14 protein-coding genes are annotated in these 14,541 nt (G+C 59.5%); all 14 read left to right on the forward strand.

Translation table 11 applies throughout. The features are described 5' to 3' along the window. Positions 1–28: 28 nt before the first annotated feature. Positions 29–1,504 carry a type VI secretion system contractile sheath large subunit gene (gene tssC / locus PMI18_RS28235; RefSeq protein ID WP_007894551.1) on the forward strand — a complete coding sequence of 492 codons (1,476 nt, stop codon included), beginning with the start codon at positions 29–31 and terminating at the stop codon, positions 1,502–1,504. 14 nt (positions 1,505–1,518) lie between these two features. Further along, positions 1,519–1,926, forward strand: coding sequence for a type VI secretion system baseplate subunit TssE (gene tssE, locus PMI18_RS28230; protein ID WP_007894554.1), 408 nt, complete (start codon positions 1,519–1,521; stop codon positions 1,924–1,926). A 10-nt stretch (positions 1,927–1,936) separates the two neighbouring features. After that, positions 1,937–2,461, forward strand: coding sequence for a PAAR domain-containing protein (locus tag PMI18_RS28225; RefSeq protein WP_007894556.1), 525 nt, complete (start codon positions 1,937–1,939; stop codon positions 2,459–2,461). Position 2,462: 1 nt separating this feature from the next. Continuing rightward, complete coding sequence (locus PMI18_RS28220; protein ID WP_007894559.1) at positions 2,463–3,113, forward strand: hypothetical protein; 651 nt, start codon at positions 2,463–2,465, stop codon at positions 3,111–3,113. Then, positions 3,110–3,475, forward strand: a complete 366-nt coding sequence (locus tag PMI18_RS28215; protein ID WP_007894571.1) for a hypothetical protein — start codon at positions 3,110–3,112, stop codon at positions 3,473–3,475. The genes PMI18_RS28220 and PMI18_RS28215 overlap by 4 nt, the downstream gene beginning before the upstream one ends. A 28-nt stretch (positions 3,476–3,503) precedes the next feature. Beyond that, positions 3,504–3,863, forward strand: a complete 360-nt coding sequence (locus PMI18_RS0129210; RefSeq protein WP_238542569.1) for a hypothetical protein — start codon at positions 3,504–3,506, stop codon at positions 3,861–3,863. A 263-nt stretch (positions 3,864–4,126) separates the two neighbouring features. Beyond that, a complete protein-coding gene (gene tssF / locus PMI18_RS28210) occupies positions 4,127–5,914 on the forward strand; it encodes a type VI secretion system baseplate subunit TssF (RefSeq protein ID WP_007894579.1) in 1,788 nt (595 codons plus the stop codon). Further along, positions 5,878–6,885: a type VI secretion system baseplate subunit TssG gene (gene tssG, locus PMI18_RS28205; protein ID WP_007894581.1), complete on the forward strand. Its 1,008-nt coding sequence runs from the start codon at positions 5,878–5,880 to the stop codon at positions 6,883–6,885. The genes tssF and tssG overlap by 37 nt, the downstream gene beginning before the upstream one ends. 13 nt (positions 6,886–6,898) lie before the next feature. Continuing rightward, complete coding sequence (gene tssH / locus PMI18_RS28200; RefSeq protein WP_007894583.1) at positions 6,899–9,547, forward strand: type VI secretion system ATPase TssH; 2,649 nt, start codon at positions 6,899–6,901, stop codon at positions 9,545–9,547. Positions 9,548–9,557: 10 nt separating this feature from the next. Then, positions 9,558–11,075, forward strand: a complete 1,518-nt coding sequence (locus PMI18_RS28195; RefSeq protein WP_007894586.1) for a sigma-54 interaction domain-containing protein — start codon at positions 9,558–9,560, stop codon at positions 11,073–11,075. Positions 11,076–11,345: 270 nt separating this feature from the next. Further along, positions 11,346–11,486, forward strand: coding sequence for a hypothetical protein (locus PMI18_RS28190; RefSeq protein ID WP_007894589.1), 141 nt, complete (start codon positions 11,346–11,348; stop codon positions 11,484–11,486). Positions 11,487–11,503: 17 nt separating this feature from the next. Further along, on the forward strand, positions 11,504–12,700 hold the full coding sequence (tagH, locus tag PMI18_RS28185) for a type VI secretion system-associated FHA domain protein TagH (protein ID WP_007894600.1): 1,197 nt from the start codon (positions 11,504–11,506) through the stop codon (positions 12,698–12,700). 5 nt (positions 12,701–12,705) lie between these two features. Beyond that, positions 12,706–13,206: a type VI secretion system lipoprotein TssJ gene (gene tssJ / locus PMI18_RS28180; protein WP_007894602.1), complete on the forward strand. Its 501-nt coding sequence runs from the start codon at positions 12,706–12,708 to the stop codon at positions 13,204–13,206. A 2-nt stretch (positions 13,207–13,208) separates the two neighbouring features. Next, positions 13,209–14,540, forward strand: a complete 1,332-nt coding sequence (tssK, locus tag PMI18_RS28175) for a type VI secretion system baseplate subunit TssK (protein WP_007894604.1) — start codon at positions 13,209–13,211, stop codon at positions 14,538–14,540. Position 14,541 lies beyond the last annotated feature (1 nt).

Below are 14,541 nucleotides of genomic sequence, written 5' to 3' on the forward strand. Positions count from 1 at the left end.
GTCTCTATCAGCCAAGGAAGCCAACACCATGAGTTCGAGTGCAGCGCAGCAAAAAAGTAACGAGAATGGCGAATACAGCATTCTCGACAGCATCATCGCCGAAACCCGCCTGACGCCGGACGACGAAGCCTACGACATCGCCAAACGCGGTGTGTCGGCGTTCATCGAAGAGCTGCTCAAGCCGCAGAACAACGGTGAGCCGGTCAAGAAGGCCATGGTCGACCGCATGATCGCCGAGATCGATGCCAAGCTCAGCCGTCAGATGGACGAAATCCTCCACCACCCGGACTTCCAGTCCCTGGAATCGTCGTGGCGTGGCCTGCAGTTGCTGGTCGACCGCACCAACTTCCGCGAAAACATCAAGATCGAAATCCTCAACGTCTCCAAGGACGACCTGCTGGACGACTTCGAAGATTCGCCGGAAGTGATGCAGTCGGGCTTGTACAAGCACATCTACACCGCTGAATACGGCCAGTTCGGTGGTCAGCCGGTGGGCGCGATCATCGCCAACTACTACATGTCCCCAAGCTCGCCGGACGTGAAACTGATGCAGTACGTGTCCAGCGTAGCCTGCATGTCCCACGCGCCGTTCATTGCTGCCGCCGGCCCGAAATTCTTCGGCCTGGAAAGCTTCACCGGCCTGCCGGACCTCAAAGATCTGAAAGATCACTTCGAAGGCCCGCAATTCGCCAAATGGCAGAGCTTCCGCCAGTCGGAAGACTCCCGTTACGTTGGCCTGACCGTGCCGCGTTTCCTGCTGCGTAACCCGTACGACCCGGAAGAAAACCCGGTCAAATCGTTCGTGTACAAAGAAACCGTCGCCAACAGCCACGAGCACTACCTGTGGGGCAACACTGCCTACGCGTTCGGCACCAAGCTGACCGACAGCTTCGCCAAATTCCGCTGGTGCCCGAACATCATCGGCCCACAAAGCGGTGGTGCGGTTGAAGACCTGCCGTTGCACCACTTCGAAAGCATGGGCGAAATCGAAACCAAGATTCCTACCGAAGTATTGGTTAGCGACCGTCGTGAATACGAACTGGCCGAGGAAGGTTTCATCTCCCTGACCATGCGCAAAGGCTCCGACAACGCGGCGTTTTTCTCCGCAAGCTCGGTGCAGAAGCCGAAGTTCTTCGGCATCAGCGCAGAAGGCAAGGCCGCAGAACTGAACTACAAGCTCGGCACCCAACTGCCGTACATGATGATCGTCAACCGCCTGGCTCACTACTTGAAAGTGCTGCAGCGCGAGCAACTCGGTTCGTGGAAAGAACGTACCGACCTCGAGCTGGAACTCAACAAGTGGATCCGACAGTACGTGGCCGACCAGGAAAACCCGAGCGCCGAAGTCCGTGGCCGTCGTCCACTGCGCGCCGCCCAGATCATCGTCAGCGATGTTGAAGGCGAGCCGGGCTGGTACCGCGTCAGCCTGAACGTGCGCCCGCACTTCAAGTACATGGGTGCCGATTTCACCCTGTCGCTGGTTGGCAAGCTGGACAAAGAGTAAGCGGAGCCTAACTCATGACTGGATACGGCAGCCTTTTCGAACGCCTGGGTGGCGACGCAGACAAACGCGTCGGCTGGAGCCGCGAGGTCTCCGCCATGGCGTCCGTGGCTGCCCATCTGGCCAAGATGCTCAGCACCCGTGCGGGCAGCGTGCAAACGCTGTCCGATTACGGGCTACCCGATCTCAATGACATGCGCCTGAGCCTGCACGACTCCCTGAGTCAGGCCCGTTTGGCCATCGAGAATTTCATCGAAGCCTACGAGCCACGCCTGAGCAATGTGCGTGTCATTTCCCTGCCGCGTGACAACGATCAGCTTCGCCTGTCCTTCAGCATCGAAGGCCTGCTGGAAGTTGATGGTTTCAAGCGCCAGGTCAGTTTCGCCGCGCGCCTGGATGGCAGCGGTCAAGTGAAGGTCAACTAAGGAGACTCCGATGTCCGGCAAACCCGCAGCACGCGTCACCGACCCCACCGCTTGCCCGCTCCCCGGCCACGGCACCAACCCGATCGCCGCCGGTTCCGGCGACGTATTCTTCGACGGCCTCGCGGCCGCCAGCCAAGGCGATGCCTCGGCATGTGGTGGTGCGATGGTTGGCGATCTTGCGACGACTGTGTTGATTAACGGTAAACCAGCGGCCACGGTGGGTTCTGTTGGTACTCATGGCAATAAGGTTACGGCTGGGTCTTCGACGGTGATTATTGGGAATTCGCATACGCCGGTGCCGTTTGTGGCGCCAGTTCCGTTGAACATTTTTGGTTTTGATGTACGTATTCAGTTGATGGACCCGGTATCTGGAGCTCCACTTAAAAACGTTGCATACATCGCCACTCTTGAAGATGGCTCGGAAATTCAAGGTGTAACGGACGAGACCGGACTGTCTAAATCACTGGGTTCAAAAGCTCAAGTTCAGAATATTCAAATTTCGGCTATTCCAAATTGGTTGGTTAGGGGGGAGTGAAATGCCTCAGGCCGTAAAAATCGCAACTGTTGCGACAACTCCCGCGAAAGACCATACGCCAGTTCAAATTTACTTGGTAAGCGATCAAGACTTCGTAATTCCAGTCGTCTTTCCAGACTACAAGATTCATGTTGAGGCAATGGGTGTTAGTCACAAATTCTCTGATTTAGGTCACGCAGGTGTGCTGATTGTCAATGGGAAAACAGGTCTGACGAAGTATGGGGAATACGGACGTTATGAAGGCGCAGGTCCACCTGGAATTGTAAGGGTACGCCCCGTGTCTAACGTTACGATCAAAGGTGGAGCGATAACTGAATTGTCGCTCAAAAAAACCTTGAGGAGCATGTCTACGTCTTATGGGCAGTCGAGCAATGTATCCGGGGTCGTTCTTAGAGGCGCAGCCTTTGCTCAAGCCGAAGCGTGGCTGAAAAACAAAGAAAAAGACAACGCCAATATGGATAGAGAACCGTACAGCTTGAGAAGCCATAACTGCATGACGTTTGTGGCTGATTTGGTTGATAGTCTCAATCTCGGAGCGCCTAAAAGGTCATATTTCGCTGTGATACCAAAAGACTATATGGAAGATTTCCAAGAAACAAAGCCGGATCTGGATTACATATTTAGCACCGATACGCTGGAGATAAAAGATTGATCTGGTTGAAACGCTTTCTAATGGTTGTTGGCGCACTGTCGTTGTTGGTAGCTTTGGGGGTGATATTTTTTATGGACTTTTCAAAAGATAAGCCACATTTGCTCAGTGAATATCCTAATTCCCACTGGAGAGGTGGTGCCGATGGCGGTCAGTATATTGAAGTGACCAAGTCGGAGCCTCCTTATTATTTCGTGCAAGTAAGACATGAGAGTGGCGAGTTATGGGACGAAGGCTGGCTCAAGTTTGGAGATGAGAATAGTGAGCCGCTCACGGCTAATAGTGTGATCGCCTTCTCTGGAGAGGGTGTTATTTATCTTCAGCAGCGAAAAGTGCTTAGTTCAGATAAGGCGAAGGCGAAATAGCTTTAGTGAATCTTGAAAGGGTTGAAAAATGAAAGCTAAAAGGAACTGCCCCCGGTTTTCTGCTCCATTGCAAGGAGCGGAATTGACGAGCTGCGCGAAAAAAGTGAGGGCAATAATTCTACTGGCACTTGCATTGGTTTTGCCGTTCGCGGTGTTTGAAATCTATGTAGTAACAGCCCATGGATTTGCCGAGCCCTATAGCTATTTTTTCTCAGTTCCTTTGGCGGTTGTTTCTTTTCTGCTTGTGCAGCTCGTTGTTGGTTATGCCGTTGTGAAAGGCTGGGCCCTCTGCAACATGCAAGGCAATTACACGCTTTTGCTTGCATGGTTCATCACTTTATTTGTTCTGTTTTCACTCCCTCGGCTCGAACCCCGAGGGGGGGTGTAAATGAACGGCGTTTATTTTTTGTCTGCGCGGCATTTTGGTTGATGACCTCGATGTTTGGGGTGGCTGCCCTTTATCGATTCAATCAGTGGGTGTTCCGTGAAATTTTCTAATGGGCCGAACCCAATGATCGCTGCTCGTTCGATGAAGGGCAGGGTATTGCAGTGCCCGATCGCATTCCTGAGTTCCGTCCAATGATCAGGTCCGACATCGAGCGCAGTCCAAAGGCAGTTTTTTCATGAGATCTACTACCAGGCAGGTAACCCGTGTCCTTTAACCACTACTACCAAAGCGAACTCACCGCACTTCGCCAGTTAGGTCGTCGTTTCGCCGAGCGTAGCCCGGCGTTGGCGCCTTTCCTTGGGCAAGCCGGGCGGGATCCGGATGTGGAGCGGTTGCTGGAGGGTTTTGCCTTTCTGACCGGCCGCCTGCGCCAGAAGCTCGACGACGAGTTGCCAGAACTCAGCCATTCGCTGATGCAGTTGCTGTGGCCCAACTACATGCGGCCACTGCCGGCGTTCAGCATTTTGCAGTTCGACCCGCTGAAGCGTTCCGGGCCTGCGTTGAGGGTCGAGCGTGATACGCCGGTGGAGAGTGTGCCGGTCGATGATGTGCGCTGCCGTTTTCGCACGTGCTATCCGACCGAGGTGTTGCCGCTGGATCTGGCCGCGCTGACTTACTCGGTGAAGGGTGACGGTTCGCTGTTGAGCCTGCGCCTGGAGATGAGCGCCGACGGTCACCTTGGCGAGTTGGAGCTGAGTCGTCTGCGCCTGCACTTTGCCGGTGAGCGCTACATCAGCCAGATGCTTTACCTGAGCCTGTTGCGCAACCTTGAGGGCATCGAGCTGATCCCGCTGGATGGCGCCGGCAAACCCATCAACGGTGTAAGCGGCCAGCCGATGGCGTTCAAGATGCCCGGCGACCGTGTGCAGCCGGTGGGTTTTGCCGAAGAGGAGGCGTTGATCCCGTATCCGCTGAACACCTTCCGCGGCTACCGCTACCTGCAGGAATATTTCGCCTTCCAGGACAAGTTCCTGTTCGTCGATATCAACGGTCTGGACCTGCTCAAGGCATTGCCGGAAGACACGCTCAAGCAGATGCGCGGTCTCGAATTGCGTTTCGATATTCGCAAGAGCGGCATCATGCGTATGCGTCCGACCCTGGACAACGTGAAGCTCTACTGCACGCCGATCGTTAACCTGTTCGAGCACGATGCTTTGCCCATTCGCCTCGATGGCAAACAGGACGAATACCTGCTGTTGCCGGCCGAGTTCGACCTGCAAAACTGCGGCGTGTTCTCGGTGGAAACCGTGACTGGCTGGAAGCCCGGCGGCCTCGGTTATCAGGAGTACGTGCCGTTCGAATCCTTCGAACACGACCCGAGTTTCGACGTGCCCACCAGCCGTCCGCATTACAGCATCCGCCAGCGTTCGTCCTTGCTGCACGACGGCCTCGACACCTACCTGAGCTTCGGCATCCGCCACACCGAAGCTCACGAAACCCTGTCGATCGAGCTGATGTGCACCAACCAGAACCTGCCGCGCAAGCTCAAGCTCGGCGACATCTGCATGGCCTGCGAAGACACGCCGGAGTTTCTGAGTTTTCGCAACATCACGCCGGCCACCTCCAGCTTCGCGCCGCCGCTGAACCGTGACTTCCTCTGGAAGCTGATCAGCAACATGTCGCTCAACTATCTGTCGCTGGCCGACGTCAATGCGCTGAAGGTGATTCTCGAAACCTACGACCTGCCGCGCTACTACGACCAACACGCAGAAAAAGTCAGCAAACGCCTGCTGGGCGGGCTCAAGTCGATCAAGCACCAACACGTCGACAGATTGCATCGAGGGTTGCCGGTACGCGGGTTGCGCACTGAGCTGACCATCGACCCGGAAGGGTATATCGGCGAGGGCGACCTGTTCGTGTTCGCTTCGGTTCTTAACGAGTTTTTCGCGCTTTACGCCAGTCTCAATTCGTTCCACGAGCTGCGGGTAAAAAGCACACAGGGAGAGGTGTACCAATGGACACCACGTATGGGCCTGCAGCCCCTGCTTTAAGCGGGCTGACCCGGGTAATACGCGAGTACTCGCTGTTTCAGGCCGTGCTGCTGGTGATTGACCGGCTGCGCGATGCACACCCGCACCTGAGCGAAGACGACCTCTACGACCAGCTGGAATTCCAGGCCAACCCGAGCCTGGGTTTCCCTGGCAGCGACGTCGATCGCGTGGAGTTTTTCAAAGAGCATGGGCAGATGCGTGCGCGTCTGCGTTTCAACCTGATCGGCCTGGTCGGTTCCGGTTCGCCGCTGCCGGCGTTCTATGGCGAACAGGCCCTGGGCGACAGCGAAGACGGCAACCCGACCCGCAACTTCCTCGACCTGTTTCACCATCGCCTGCAACGGCTGATGCTGCCGATCTGGCGCAAGTACCGCTACCGCGCGAGCTTCCAGAGCGGCGCGCTCGATCCGTTTTCCTCGCAGCTATTTGCGTTGATCGGCCTCGGTGGCGAAGAGATCCGCAAGGCCCAGGAACTGAACTGGAAACGCCTGCTGCCGTACCTCGGCCTGCTCAGCTTGCGGGCGCACTCGGCGGCGCTGATCGAAGCAGTGCTGCGCTACTACTTCAAGCACGCCGAACTGACCATCGAGCAGTGCATCGAGCGCCGCGTTGAAATCCTCGACGAGCAACGCAATCGCCTGGGTCGCGCCAACAGCATGCTCGGCGAAGACCTGGTGCTGGGCGAACACGTGCGCGATCGCAGCGGCAAATTCCGCATTCATATCCGCGAACTCGACTGGCAACGCTTTCACGAATTCCTGCCGATCGGTTTCGGCTACCAGCCGCTGTGCGCGCTGGTGCGGTTCACCCTGCGTGACCCGCTCGATTACGACATTCGCCTGGTGCTGCGCCAGGAAGAAATCCGCGAACTGCGCATCGGTGAGCAGAACGCCTGTCGCCTGGGATGGACCAGTTGGCTCGGCCGCGAAAAAGCGGACGGCGTGGTAACCCTGGGCAGCAAAATTCATTAAGGACAGATGACACATGATCAACGTAGACCTGCAACAACTTATCCAGGCGCTGGACGCCGAAACCCGTCGTGATCTGGAAAGTTCTGCCGAACGCTGCGTCGCCCGTGGCGGCAGCAAGATCCTCGTCGAAGACCTGCTGCTGGGCCTGCTGGAGCGCCCGCAAGGCCTGCTCGCACGTGCGTTGCAAGATGCCGAAGTCGATGCCGGCGAACTGAGCGCCGCATTGCAGTCGCGGGTCGAGCACAGCGCCTCGCGCAACCCGGTGTTTGCCCCGGAACTGGTGCAGTGGCTGCAAGACGCGTTGCTGGTGGCCAACCTCGAGTTGGGCCAGAGTCAGGTCGAACAAGCCGCGTTGATCCTCGCCCTGCTGCGCAACCCGATGCGTTACGCCGGCAGCCGCTATCAGTCGTTGCTGGCCAAGCTGAACATCGAGCGCCTGAAAGAATTCGCCCTGTCGCAGAAAGAACAACCGGCCACCGGTAAACCCGCCGTGCCCGGCGAATCGCTGCTGCAGCGCTTCACCCACAACCTCACCCAACAGGCCCGCGACGGCAAACTCGACCCGGTACTGTGCCGCGATGGCGCGATCCGCCAGATGGTCGACATCCTCGCCCGTCGCCGCAAGAACAACCCGATCGTGGTCGGTGAAGCTGGCGTCGGTAAAACCGCGATCGTCGAAGGCCTGGCCTCGCGCATTGCGGCCGGTGAAGTGCCGCAAGTCTTGAAAGGCGTTGAGCTGCTGTCGCTGGACATGGGCCTGTTGCAGGCCGGTGCCAGCGTCAAAGGTGAATTCGAGCGTCGCCTCAAAGGCGTGATCGACGAAGTCAAAGCTTCGCCGAAACCGATCATCCTGTTCATCGACGAAGCCCACACCCTGATCGGCGCGGGCGGCAATGCCGGCGGCTCCGACGCGGCCAACTTGCTGAAACCGGCCCTGGCCCGTGGCGAGTTGCGCACCATCGCCGCCACTACGTGGGCGGAGTACAAGAAGTACTTCGAAAAAGACCCGGCTCTGGCCCGTCGTTTCCAACCGGTGCAACTGCACGAACCGACTGTCAGCGAAGCGGTAACCATCCTGCGTGGCCTGGCTCAGGTCTACGAGAAGAGCCACGGCATCTACCTGCGCGACGACGCAGTGGTTGCGGCGGCCGAGTTGTCTGCTCGCTATCTCGCCGGCCGTCAGTTGCCGGACAAAGCCGTCGACGTGCTCGACACCGCGTGCGCCCGTGTGCGCATCAGCCTCGCCGCCGCCCCGGAAAGCCTGGAGCGCTTGCGTGGTGAGCTGGCCGAAGGTGGCCGTCAGCGTCAGGCTCTGCGTCGTGACGCCGAAGCCGGTTTGCTGATCGATCACGAAGCGCTGGACGCTCTGGAAGATCGCCTGGCCGACGCCGAAGAAGAAAGGGTCGCTCTGGAAACCCTCTGGACCGAACAAAAAGCACTGGCCGAGCGCCTGCTGGACCTGCGTCAGCAACTGGCCAAGGCCCGTGAAGCCGCTGCCGTCGAACCGACCATCACGGTTGAAGAAGACGCTGAAGGCACCGTGATTGAAACCTTGCCAATAGACGAAGCACAAAGCGTCGCGTCCCTGGAAACTGCGCTGAACGAAACTCACCGCGCCCTGACCGATGCCCAGGTCAAGGAGCGTCTGGTGAGCTTCGAAGTCTGCCCGCGTCTGGTGGCCGAAGTGATCAGCGCCTGGACCGGCGTGCCGTTGGCGCAACTGGCCCGCGAACACAACGCCAAGGTCGCAAGCTTCGCCACCGACCTGCGCACACGTATTCGTGGTCAGGAGCAAGCGGTTCACGCCCTCGACCGTTCGATGCGCGCCACTGCCGCTGGCCTCAACAAGCCTGATGCACCGGTCGGCGTGTTTCTGCTGGTCGGCCCGAGCGGCGTCGGCAAGACCGAAACCGCGCTGGCCCTCGCCGATTTGCTGTACGGCGGCGACCGCTTCATCACCACCATCAACATGTCCGAGTTCCAGGAGAAGCACACCGTCTCGCGTCTGATCGGTGCGCCACCGGGCTACGTCGGTTACGGCGAGGGCGGCATGCTCACCGAAGCCGTGCGGCAGAAACCGTACTCGGTGGTATTGCTCGATGAAGTCGAGAAAGCCGACCCGGACGTGCTCAACCTGTTCTACCAAATCTTCGACAAAGGCGTGGCCAACGATGGGGAAGGGCGCGAGATCGACTTCCGCAACACGCTGATCCTGATGACCTCGAACCTGGGCAGCGACCGCATCAGCGAACTCTGCGAAAACGGTGCGCGGCCGACTGCCGAAGTCCTCGAAGAAACCATTCGCCCGGTGCTCAGCAAGCACTTCAAACCGGCGTTGCTGGCGCGCATGCGCGTGGTGCCTTACTACCCGGTCGGTGGCCCGGTGCTGCGCGAGCTGATCGAAATCAAACTCGGCCGTTTGGGCGATCGCCTGAACCGTCGTCAGCTCGATTTCACTTACTCCCAGGACCTCGTCGATCACCTGGCCGAACGCTGCACCCAAAGCGACAGCGGCGCACGCCTGATCGACCACTTGCTGGACCTGCACGTGCTGCCGTTGGTGGCTGACCGTTTGCTCGACGCAATGGCTACCGGCGAAAACCTCAAGCGTGTGCATGCGACGCTCGACGGTGACGCCAGCGTGATGTGCGAGTTCGCCTGAGGTGGGTGTGATGTTCACTCAAGTGCCGCAACCGCTGGTCTATGCCGAAGCCTTGCTGGTGCAGTTCGCCAGCCTGTCGCGCGCGGCGGACGGTGCTGCGCTGCTGGGTGACTTCGTGCGCGGTTTGGCCGAGCTCAGCGGCTGCGAGCTGACGCAGCTGTACCTGCTGGACGCGACCCATACCTGCCTGGGGATGAACGCCGAGTGCCTGAACGGCATTCTGCAACCTCGGGAAGGGGCGAGCCTGCCGGCGGATTACAACGGTGAACAACTGCTGCAATTCTCCTTGTGCCAGAACCGCGTGGTGTGCCTCAGCGAGCTGAGCGGCAGCCTGCACGAAACCAGTTTTCTACCGCTCCAGGCCACGCCCTGGCAGTCACTGTTGTGCGTGCCGTTGGTCAATCAGCAAAAGGCTGTCGAAGGTTTGCTGCTGTGTGCCAGTCACCGGCAGATCGACCTGCAAGGCTTTGCTGATTCCCTTGGTCAACTGGGCTCGTTCGTGCTCGGCCAATTGCACTTGCTGCAACGTTTGCGTCGGCCGGCCGGCGATACACGACCGGCGTCGGTCAGTGTCCCGAGCGTCAGCGGTTATGGCTTGATCGGCAAGAGCGCGGCGATGCGCCAGACCTATTCGCTGATCAGCAAAGTTTTGCACAGCCCGTACACCGTGCTGCTGCGCGGCGAAACCGGCACCGGCAAGGAAGTGGTCGCGCGGGCGATTCACGACTGCGGTCCGCGACGTTCCCAGGCGTTCATCGTGCAGAACTGCGCGGCGTTCCCTGAGAATCTGCTGGAAAGTGAACTGTTCGGCTACCGCAAAGGCGCCTTCACCGGCGCCGACCGCGACCGTGCCGGGCTGTTCGACGCGGCCAATGGCGGCACCTTGTTGCTCGATGAAATCGGCGACATGCCGTTGTCCCTGCAAGCCAAGCTGTTGCGCGTATTGCAGGAAGGCGAGATTCGCCCGCTGGGTTCCAACGACACCCACAAGATCGACGTGCGCATCATCGCCGCGACGCACCGGGATTTGGCGGTGCTGGTCAGCGAAGGCAAATTCCGCGAAGACTTGTACTACCGCCTCGCGCAATTCCCGATCGAGCTGCCGGCCCTGCGTCAGCGCGAAGGCGACATCCTCGATCTGGCCCGGCACTTCGCCGACAAGGCTTGCGCGTTTCTGCAACGCGATGCCGTGCGTTGGTCCGACGCGGCGCTGGATCACCTGTCCGGCTATGCCTTCCCCGGCAACGTTCGCGAACTCAAAGGCCTGGTCGAACGCGCAGTGCTGTTGTGCGAAGGCGGCGAGTTGCTGGCCGAGCATTTCTCCCTGCGCATGGAAGCCATGCCGGAAGACAACAGTCTGAACCTGCGCGAACGCCTGGAGCAGGTCGAACGCAGTTTGCTGCTCGACTGCCTGCGCAAGAACGACGGTAACCAGACCCTCGCCGCCCGCGAACTCGGATTGCCACGCCGCACGCTGCTGTACCGCCTCGGGCGCCTGAATATCAATTTGGGTGATTTCGATGGTTAACCCCATTTTTGAGCGGCGAAATCCTGTGGCGAGGGAGCTTGCTCCCGCTCGACTGCGCAGCAGTCGCAATCCAGCCAACACGGTCTGCCTGAATAAACGGGACAGCCGGTTTTGGGGCTGCTCCGCAGCCCAGCGGGAGCAAGCTCCCTCGCCACAAAGGCAGCGCTCAGGCCCCATGGCTAGAGTGCTCGAACCTGCCTCATTCGCTTCTAACAGCGCCGCCCAAACGGGTCGGCGCTTTGTGCTTTGTCTACCCCTGGAGACCCTCTGATGCCTGTTCGTCACTGGCAAGCCGTCCTGCTGACCCTCGTCGTTCTATGCGGCCTCGGCGGCTGTAGCGGCAATTACAAATACAACGACAACACCTATCGCCCATTGGGTGATCCGCAGGCGGTCAATCGCGGCAAGTGACCGCAAGGAGTATCACCATGGAACTGGTTTTCGAAATGCTGAATACCAAGCAGTTCGTGCCCACGGATTTGTGCCAGAAGACCTTCAAGCAGGCCGGTGGCGTGATCGGCCGGGGCGAGGATTGCGACTGGATCATCCCCGACCGCAAGCGTCACCTGTCCAACCACCACGCGTTGATCAGCTACCGCGAAGGCACGTTTTTCCTGACCGATACCAGCAGCAACGGTATCCAGGACAGCGAAAGCGGTGCGCGTCTGCGCAAAGGCGAGCCAATGCGCATCGAGCACGGCAGCGTATACGTGCTGGGTGACTTCGAGATCCGCGCGCGACTGGTGCGCGACCCGGCGACGTTCGACGTTGAAGCTGGCCGTCCGCAGGCCGCGGGCAGCATCATTCCAGACGATGCCTTCCTCGACCTCGACCCGCTGAATGCCCTCGACCAGCAAGAGCGCGTGTATTCGGAAATCGACGAACTGATCTCCCCGAGCACCACCATCGAAGACACCCGTCAGCGTGCCGACTATGCGCGCATCGACATGGAAAGCCTGATGGTCCCGGAGCTGATCGACGCCCCGGCAGAGCCTGCGCCAGCCCCGAAGCCTGCGGCTGTGGCGCGTCAGAGTGAAGGCTTCTGGGAGCACTTCGGTGCCGCCCTCGGTGTGGACCTCAAAGGCCTCGACCACGACGCTCGCGAAGCCCTGGCCCTGAACGCAGCACGCCTGCTCAAGCAAAGCGTCGGCGGTTTGCAGCAGAGTCTGCGCACCCGCAGTGAACTGAAAAACGAACTGCGCCTGGCCCAGACCACGGTGCAAGGCACCCATAAGAATCCACTGAAATTTGCCGTCGATGCCGGTGAAGCGCTGGGCATTTTGTTGCAGGGCAACAAGCCGGGTCAGTTGCCGGCCGAGCAAGCGATCTCCCGTGCGTTCCGCGATTTGCAGGCGCATCAGGTGGCGTTGCTGACTGCCAGCCGCGCCGCTGTTCGCGGCACCCTGGAACACTTCTCGCCGCAACAGCTGACCCTGCGTTTCGAGCGCGACAACAAGCCGTTGCTCGCCACCTCCGGCAGTCGCTGGAGAGCCTACGGGCGTTATCACCAGGCTCTGCGTCTGGACGATGACTGGAGCGAACGCCTGCTGGCCCGCGACTTTGCCCAGGCCTACGAAGAACAGATCCGCCTGATTTCTACCCTTCACACCGACCACCAAGGATGATGCGCATGTCTCGCTGCTCGACCGCTTTTTTCAAGACGCTGACGGCGCTCATTGCCCTTGTGCTGTTGGCCGGATGCTCGTCGTTGTCGCCGTATTCCAAAGTGACCAAAGTCAACCTGAAGCTCACCGGCAGCGATCAGCTGAACCCGGACCTCAACGGGCGTCCGTCGCCGATTGTCGTGCGTCTGTTCGAGCTCAAGCACCCGGTGACATTCGAGAACGCCGACTTCTTCAGTCTGTACGAACGCGCCAAGGAATCCCTGGTCCCGGACCTGGTGGCCAGCGAAGAACTCGAGCTGCGCCCGGGTGAAACCGTCGAGCTCAAGCTCAGTGTGGAGGAGGGCAGCCGTTACGTCGGCGTGCTCGCGGCTTACCGCGACCTGCCGGAAACCAAATGGCGCTACACCGTGCAAATCACTCCGCTGGAAGTCACCGTGGCTGACCTGACCCTCGATCGGGCCGGCATCCGCAATACCCATGAAACGCTCGCCAAGGCGGATGACTGATCATGAATTCCCATAAAGTCATTTGGCAGGAAGGCATGCTGCTGCGTCCGCAGCACTTCCAGCACAACGATCGTTACTACGACCACCAGATGAAGACCCGTACCCAGTTGCTGGGCAGCTACATCTGGGGCTTCCTGAACCTGGAAATCGACTTGCAGTTCCTCAACATGGGCAAACTGGTGATCAGCCAGGCCTCGGGGATTCTGCCGGACGGCAGCCTGTTCGAACTCGGCGGCAACACCGAGCCGTTGGCCCTGGACGTGCCGCCGAACACTGGCAACACGCCGATCTACCTGGCGCTGCCGCTGGTCACCGGTAACCACATCGAGTCTCGCCGCCCGGAGCAGTCCGACGTGCTGGCACGCTACACCGCGTACGACGCGGAAGTCGCCGACTCCAATGCCGGCGACGACTCCGCCAGCCAGGTCAGCTGCGGTCGTCCGGACTTCAAACTGTTGCTCGGCGAGCAGCAGAGCGACCAGGCCTACGTGAAGCTGAAAATCTGCGAAGTGCTCGACACCACGCCCGACGGCGTGATCAGCCTCGACCCCGACTTCGTGCCGACCTACATTCAGGCGCACTCCTCCAGCTACCTGCTGTCGTGCCTCAAAGAAGTCATCAGCATGCTCGGCCACCGGGGCGACACCATCGCCGAGCGGATCAGCTCCAACGGCAAGGTCGGTGGCGCGGAAATCGGCGACTTCATGATGCTGCAACTGATCAACCGCACCGAAATGCTGCTGCGCCATTACCTCGGCCTGGAACAGGTTCACCCGGAAGAGTTGTACCGCACGCTGCTGACCATGCTCGGCGATCTGGCGACGTTTTCCAGCGAGAGCAAGCGCCCGCGTCTGGACAGCCGTTACCAGCACAGCGACCAGGGCGCGAGTTTCCGCAAACTGATGGAAGCGATTCGTCAGGTGCTGTCGATGGTGCTCGAACAGCACGCCATCGAACTGGTGCTGCAAGCGCGTCAGTACGGGATCATCGTGTCGCCCTTGCACGACCACAAACTACTGGGCTCGGCCTCGTTCGTGCTCGCGGCCAGTGCCAACTGCGACTCCGAGGAACTGCGTCATCGCTTGCCGGCGCACCTCAAGGTCGGCCCGGTGGAGCGCATTCGCCAACTGGTCAACCTGCACCTGCCTGGCATCAAGGTCAAACCGTTGCCGGTGGCCCCGCGGCAGATCGCGTTCCACTCCAACAAAACCTATTTCATCCTCGAACTCAGTTCCGAAGACCTGGCGCAACTCGAGCGCTCCGGCGGCTTCGCGTTTCACGTGTCCGGCGAATTCGCCGAGCTTGAACTGAAATTCTGGGCCATCAGGAACTGAC

It is taken from the genome of Pseudomonas sp. GM102, assembly GCF_000282555.1.
GTDB lineage: Bacteria > Pseudomonadota > Gammaproteobacteria > Pseudomonadales > Pseudomonadaceae > Aquipseudomonas.

Coding starts and splice junctions, on each gene's coding strand:
- PMI18_RS0129210 (WP_238542569.1), top strand. CDS start 3,504: ATGAAAGCTAAAAGGAACTGCCCCCGGTTTTCTGCTCCATTGCAAGGA.
- PMI18_RS28190 (WP_007894589.1), top strand. CDS start 11,346: ATGCCTGTTCGTCACTGGCAAGCCGTCCTGCTGACCCTCGTCGTTCTA.
- tagH (WP_007894600.1), top strand. CDS start 11,504: ATGGAACTGGTTTTCGAAATGCTGAATACCAAGCAGTTCGTGCCCACG.
- PMI18_RS28195 (WP_007894586.1), top strand. CDS start 9,558: ATGTTCACTCAAGTGCCGCAACCGCTGGTCTATGCCGAAGCCTTGCTG.
- PMI18_RS28220 (WP_007894559.1), top strand. CDS start 2,463: ATGCCTCAGGCCGTAAAAATCGCAACTGTTGCGACAACTCCCGCGAAA.
- tssE (WP_007894554.1), top strand. CDS start 1,519: ATGACTGGATACGGCAGCCTTTTCGAACGCCTGGGTGGCGACGCAGAC.
- tssK (WP_007894604.1), top strand. CDS start 13,209: ATGAATTCCCATAAAGTCATTTGGCAGGAAGGCATGCTGCTGCGTCCG.
- PMI18_RS28225 (WP_007894556.1), top strand. CDS start 1,937: ATGTCCGGCAAACCCGCAGCACGCGTCACCGACCCCACCGCTTGCCCG.
- tssH (WP_007894583.1), top strand. CDS start 6,899: ATGATCAACGTAGACCTGCAACAACTTATCCAGGCGCTGGACGCCGAA.
- tssC (WP_007894551.1), top strand. CDS start 29: ATGAGTTCGAGTGCAGCGCAGCAAAAAAGTAACGAGAATGGCGAATAC.
- tssG (WP_007894581.1), top strand. CDS start 5,878: ATGGACACCACGTATGGGCCTGCAGCCCCTGCTTTAAGCGGGCTGACC.
- tssJ (WP_007894602.1), top strand. CDS start 12,706: ATGTCTCGCTGCTCGACCGCTTTTTTCAAGACGCTGACGGCGCTCATT.